Origin of the sequence: Stackebrandtia sp., from assembly GCF_035643755.1 — a bacterium.
Lineage (GTDB): Bacteria > Actinomycetota > Actinomycetes > Mycobacteriales > Micromonosporaceae > Stackebrandtia.
This window is the reverse complement of the sequence record NZ_DASQPW010000222.1, coordinates 1-5,836: the sequence shown is the minus strand read 5'-3', so window position 1 is coordinate 5,836 and position 5,836 is coordinate 1. Positions and strand designations below refer to the sequence as shown.

General features: G+C 68.2%; 3 protein-coding genes and 1 pseudogene. 2 read left to right on the top strand and 2 right to left on the bottom strand.

Features of this window, described 5'->3' with window-relative positions; genetic code table 11:
• Nucleotides 1-1,100, bottom strand: a pseudogene (locus VE172_RS17080) (coagulation factor 5/8 type domain-containing protein); the annotation flags it as partial.
• Nucleotides 1,101-1,472: 372 nt separating this feature from the next.
• Nucleotides 1,473-3,902, bottom strand: coding sequence for a tetratricopeptide repeat protein (locus tag VE172_RS17075; RefSeq protein WP_324803152.1), 2,430 nt, complete (start codon nucleotides 3,900-3,902; stop codon nucleotides 1,473-1,475).
• A 370-nt stretch (nucleotides 3,903-4,272) separates the two neighbouring features.
• Here VE172_RS17075 and VE172_RS17070 point away from each other — a divergent pair, with 370 nt between their 5' ends.
• Together VE172_RS17070 and VE172_RS17065 are read left to right on the top strand one after the other, a co-directional pair.
• Nucleotides 4,273-4,635 (top strand): MarR family winged helix-turn-helix transcriptional regulator, encoded by a 363-nt coding sequence (locus VE172_RS17070; RefSeq protein WP_349258429.1) that lies wholly within the window; start codon nucleotides 4,273-4,275, stop codon nucleotides 4,633-4,635.
• A 65-nt stretch (nucleotides 4,636-4,700) separates the two neighbouring features.
• The coding region (locus tag VE172_RS17065) for an MFS transporter (RefSeq protein WP_349258428.1) at nucleotides 4,701-5,836 on the top strand (1,136 nt) is incomplete at its 3' end.

Sequence of the window (5,836 nt, the reverse complement as noted above, 5' to 3'; positions counted from 1 at the left end):
ACCTTCACACCATCCACATCGGCCACGGTCATCGCCGTGACCCCGTTGTCGGGCACCAGCGTGGCCAGGCCGAGCCCGAGCACGACCGTGTCGGCCCGGGTCACCTTGATGGTGTCGTCGAGGTGGTAGATCCCCGGCGTGATCAGCAGATCCTGGCCGTCGGCCAGCGCCTGGTTGATGTCGGCCGCGGTGTGTCCGTCCTTGACGATGAAGAACTGACTGATCGGCAACGAGGCGCCGTCGGGCGTCCCGGAACCCCAGCTGGTCCCGCGGGAATCGGTCCGTGGCTTGGGAACGAACACCTGGAAGGCGCCGCCCTGGTCGACGTGGAGGAACGGCTTCTCGCGCCCGATCGGGGCGGTGTCCACTCTGGTGTAAGGCGGGCTCGGGAAGTCGCCCGACGGCGGATTGTCCACGCCGACGAACACCATGTTCCAGTTGGACCCGCTCCAGTCGCCGAACTCGGCATTGCGCGACAGCCACTGCTGCTGCGAGCCGGAGCGCACCTGCCCGTCCACCTTGGAATCGGCGAGCAGCCCACCACTGGACCACCCGCCGTCGTCGAGCTCCAGATCGCCGCGCAGGTGCATCCGGCGATACGGCGCCGCCTGCGACACCGCCCACCGATCGGTACCCGACGACGGGGTGACGGACAGGTTCTCGGCGGCACGCCAGAAGTTCTGCGTGGCATTGCCGTCCGACCAGTCAGCCTCGGCGTGGACGGCGCCGTTGATGGTGACGTCGTCGGGCGAAAGCCCCAGGCCGAGAACCTGGGTGTAGAAGCCAACATTGGCGTCGATGTTGTAGGTGCCGGGTTTGAACAACAACGCGAACCGGTTGGCTCCGAACTGGTTGGTCTCCTGCTTGCCGAAGACATCATCCAGTTTGGACTGGATGCTCCCGGTGGGCGTCGACGGATCGAACACGCTCACGTTCGGCCCCAGGTCGGGATCGTCGGCCTTCGGCGAGGAATCGTCCGCGTCGAACAGCGGGTCGGCGACGGCGGGGCCGGCGATGGCGGCGGTGCCGATCGCCACCGGGGCCAGCGCCAGCGCCGCGAGCACCGCCCGGCGGGAATGGTTGATGGGTGGGACGTTCATGGGGGCCTCCTTTGAGGAGGGACTTGGTTTCTGTAAACACTGTTGAGTGTAGGGAATCCCGCCGCCGATGGCACTAACTGCGAGACTGAAAGAACTCGAACGACACCAAGGCCACACAGGCCCGGCCAACTTTGGTCGGGCATCACGTCGATCGCCCATCACCCAGTGGGGGAGTGACCCCTGTGATCGCTACGCCCGCGGCCCCACCAAACCCTCCCGCCCCGCGCCGTCAAAGAGCGCCTTCAACCGGGCGCACTCGACGCCGTCACCACGAAGTCCGCCAACGGCACCCGACACCGAGTACGGGATCAGTCTGTCGAAAAACGTGCCCTTCGCCTGGCACCCATCGACAACGGGCGAGACTTCGGGGCCTTACTGCGCTGCGGTGGACTTGCGGAGCCAGTCGTCGGCCTCGCGGTGTCTCCCCTGCTCGCGCAGCAAGAGGCCGAGGTTGTGCATGGCATCGGCGTACCCGGCGTCGGCGGCCGTGCGGTACCAGCCCTCGGCCTCGCGCCGCATCCCTTGTCGATCCAGAACGATGCCGAGGTTGTACGCGGCCTTGGTGTGACCGGCGTCGGCGGCCGTGCGCCACCAGGCTTCGGCCTCGCGCCGCTTCCCCTGATCATGTAGCGCGGCACCGAGGTTGTACGCGGCCTCGGTGTGATCGGCCTCGGCGGCCTCGCGGTACCAGCCCTGCGCGTCTTCGAGTCTCCCCCGTTGTTGCAGCAGGATGCCGAGGTTATACATGGCATCGGTGTGGTGGGCGGCAGCGGCTTTTCGCCACCAGGCTTCGGCATCACCCACCTTCCCCTGCTCGTATAGAACGAGCCCAAGGTTGTACATGGCCTTGGTGTGGTCGGCGTCGGCGGCCTTGCGGTACCACTTCTCGGCTTCGCCGGGCTTCCCCTGCCCACTCGCCATGATGCCGAGATCGAACGCGGCATGGGTGTACCCGGCGTCGGCGGACTTGCGCCACCAGCCTTCGGCCTCGGCAGCCCTTCCCTGACCGTCCAGCAGGAAGCCGAGGTTGTACATCGCTTCGGTGTCGCCGGCCTCGGAGGCCTTGCGATACCAGGTTTCTGCCTCACCCAGCCTCTCCTGTTCGCACAGGAGGAGACCGAGGTTGAACATCGCAGTCGTGTGGTCGGCGTCGGCGGCCTTGCGGTACCACTTCTCGGCTTCACCGGGCTTCCCCTGCCCATTCGCGACGAAGCCGAGCTTGACCGCGGCTTCGTCGTACCCGGCCTCAGCGGCCGTTTGCCACCAGGCTTCCGCCTCACCCAGCCTCCCCTGGCCGTTCAGCAGGAGGCCGAGGTCGTACATGGCATCGGTGTCCCCGGCGTCGGCGGCCTGGCGATACCAGCCCTCGGCCTCGGCTGGCCTTCCCTGATCGTTCAGCAGGAGGCCGAGGTTATACATGGCATTGGAGTACCCGGCGGCAGCGGCTTTTCGCCACCAGGCCTCGGCCCCGGCTTTGTTCCCCTGCTCGTCCAGCAGGTTGCCGAGTTTGTGCGTGGCCCTGGTGTGGTTGGCGCCAGCGGCCTTGCGGTACCACTTCTCGGCCTCACCGAGCTTCCCCTGTTCATGTAGCGCGGCGCCGAGGTCGAACGCGGCTTCGGCCGCTTCGGTGTCGTCGGGGCTGGTGGAGGCCGTTGCCGGTGTGCTCGCTTGTGGCTGCGGGACGGTCGCAGCGGGAGGTGCCGCCCTCGCGGCCAGTGGCGCCGTGGTCGTCGTTGTGGGGTTGGTGATGGTGGTGGCGCCTTGGGCGACAACGAGTTCGGGTTGCTCCAGAATGGTGGGAGCGATTTCCAGTGCCCGGTGAAGGAGCGTGGCGGCCAGAGGCATACGGCTGCCACCACCAACCAGAAACACCCCCGCCAGGCGGTCGCCGGGTAGTTTCGCCATCTGGATGACCGCCTTGGTGACATCAACCGCTTGTCCCAAAAGGGGCCGGGTGATGGTCTCCAGTTCCTCGCGAGTCAGGTGAGTCGTGGTATCTGTTTGCGGGATAAGGAAATCAGCACTCGCATGGCGCGACAGGGTTTCCTTCGCCATCCGCACCTCCTCGAACAGCACCCGGCTCGCCCGCCGGTCATCCGATGAGGCCGGGTTGGCCAGCCGCGCCCATCCGGGATCATCGACCATGGACCGACCCACATAATCCACAATGGCGTCATCGATGTCGACGCCACCGAAATCGTCCAGCCCGTCGACCGCCCGCACCTCCAGGCCGGCCTCGCCGCGCGCCACCACCGTCGCATCGAACGTCCCACCGCCCAGGTCAAACACCACCACCCCACGGCCCTCGGCGATCTCCCGACCCAGCGCGGTCGAAAAGTACGCCGCCGCGGCCACCGGCTCGGCCACCAAGTCCACATCCCCCAACCCCGCTCGTGTCGCGGCATCGGCGAGGATCACCAACCGCCTCGGCCCCCACACGGCCGGATGCGTCACCGACACCGCCTCCGGGATCCCGCCAATGACCCGCTCGGCCTCGGAACGCACCCGCGCCAGCACCGCACCGATCACCTCCGCGACTGGAAGCTCCCGGCCGCCCAACAACAGGGACCCGTCATCAATGCACCGTTTGGGATTCGGCTCAAACCGCCCCGGATCAATCCTCGCCGCGTTGACCGCATCCCGGCCCGTAACCAGCCCCCGCGCATCATCCGCGAACACCCCCGAGGGCAACAGGGGAGAACCGTCGAACAACAACGACGAGGCCGGACCATCCATTCTCGACCAGACCGCGACCGTATGAGACGTACCGAAATCAACGCCCAGCCGGGCACCAGCCACCATGCGCTAAACCATAGAGGAATACGCATTCACCACCTCACATGAAACCGGGACCGTCAGGAGCGCGGGACAAGGCACGGGCCGCCCCAACCCACCAATGCCGCCGCAGCGCAGGCGGCAAAAACACGCAAAAGTCCGCGAACTCAACTTGGTCGGGGTGGAGGCGGTCGGCGTCGACGACATTGCGATGCTGTCCCGACTGTGGGGCGCGGTCCGGGCGGCGCACCCTGATCGGCATATGCATAAAGAATCAATATAAGCCTGCTATGCTTCAGGCATGAGTCGCCAAGGGGCCGCGCGCGGCGCTTCCGATGCCATCGGGTCAGCCCTCTACGGGCTTGCCACCAGGGCCGTGAGGCACCTTCCCCGCGACATGAGCCTGACGTCCGCCGCCACCTTGGCCACCCTGGACAAGACCGGCCCGCGACGGATCACCGACCTGGCGGTGACCGAGGGTGTCACCCAGCCCGCGATGACCGTCCTGGTCCGGGTGATGGAGGAATCCGGGCTGGTCGAGCGGACGGGCGATCCGTCCGACAAGCGGGTCACGCTGGTGCGCCTGACCGAGGACGGCGCGTCGTACGTCCGGACCCGGCGCCAGGCGGGCGTCGACGCGTACGCGCGGTTGATCGACCAACTCACCGGCGACGAGGTCGGGGCATTGGCGGCAGCCCTTCCGGCGCTGCTGCATCTGGCGGAGCTCGAAAGCCACGCCCGAGAGGAGTCGCACCGGTGACCGCGGCCCAGCCCACGAGTACCGCCCTGACACGTTCCGAGACACGTCTGCTGGTCCCGGCCCTGATGTTCATCGCCCTGGTCGTGGCGGCGGTCGCCAGCCTCGGGACGCCGCTCATCACCAGCGTGGCGACCACGTTCCGCGTCTCCCTCGACAGCGCACAGTGGACGCTGACCATCGCCCTGCTCAGCGGCGCCGTCGCCACACCCGTCCTCGGTCGGCTCGGCGCCGGTCCGCACCGACGGGCCACGATTCTCGCCACGCTGGCGATCGTCGTCGTCGGCAGCGCGCTCACCGTGCTGCCGCTGCCGTTCGCCTGGCTGCTCGCCGGCAGGGCGGCCCAGGGCGCCGGACTCGGTCTCACGGCGCTGATGATGGGCGTGGCCCGCGACCACCTTCCCGAGAAGCGCAGCGCGGCCACGATCGCCCTGATCTCAGTGGTCTCCATCATCGGAGTCGGCGTCGGCTACCCGCTGGCCGCGCTGTTCGCCGAGTTCGGCGGACTGCGGGCCGCCTATGGCCTCGGCCTGCTCGTCACCGCCATCGCATTCCTGACCGCTTGGCGCTCCGTGCCCGCGGCTCCCGAAGGCCGCTGCGCTCACGTGAACGTGGCCGGTGCGCTCGTCCTGGCGGCTGGGCTGTTCCTCGTCCTGTTCCTGGCCGGTGAGAGGAGCCTGTGGAGCCGACACCTCGCCGTGGCGGTGACCCTTGCCGTCGCCGCGGTGTTTCTGCTGTGCGTCTGGACCGTGTCCGAGCTGCGCGGCACGACGCCTCTGGTCGACGTCCGGGCGGTACGGCACCCGGCGGTCGCCGGGGCGAACATCGCCATGTTCGTCGGCGGGAGCGGCATGTACCTCCTGCTCACGCTCGTCACCCGCTACGCGCAGACGCCGCACAGCGCCGGCTACGGCTTCGGGCTGACCACCTTCGTGGCGGGGCTGGTCCTCATCCCGTTCTCCGTGCTGGGGTTCGTCGCCGGAAAACTCACGCCCCGGGTCCGCGAACGGATCGACGGCCCCCTGCTCCTGGCCGGCAGCGCCGCCATCGTCGGCGGCGGGTTCGTCCTGTTCGCGGCGGCCCGGTCCAACCTGGCCGAACTGCTCGCGGCCATGGGCGTGCTGGGCTTCGGCGTCGGCAGCTTCTCGGCCGCCATGCCCGGCGTCATCCTGGCCGTCACCCCCAAGAGCGAGACGTCGAGCGC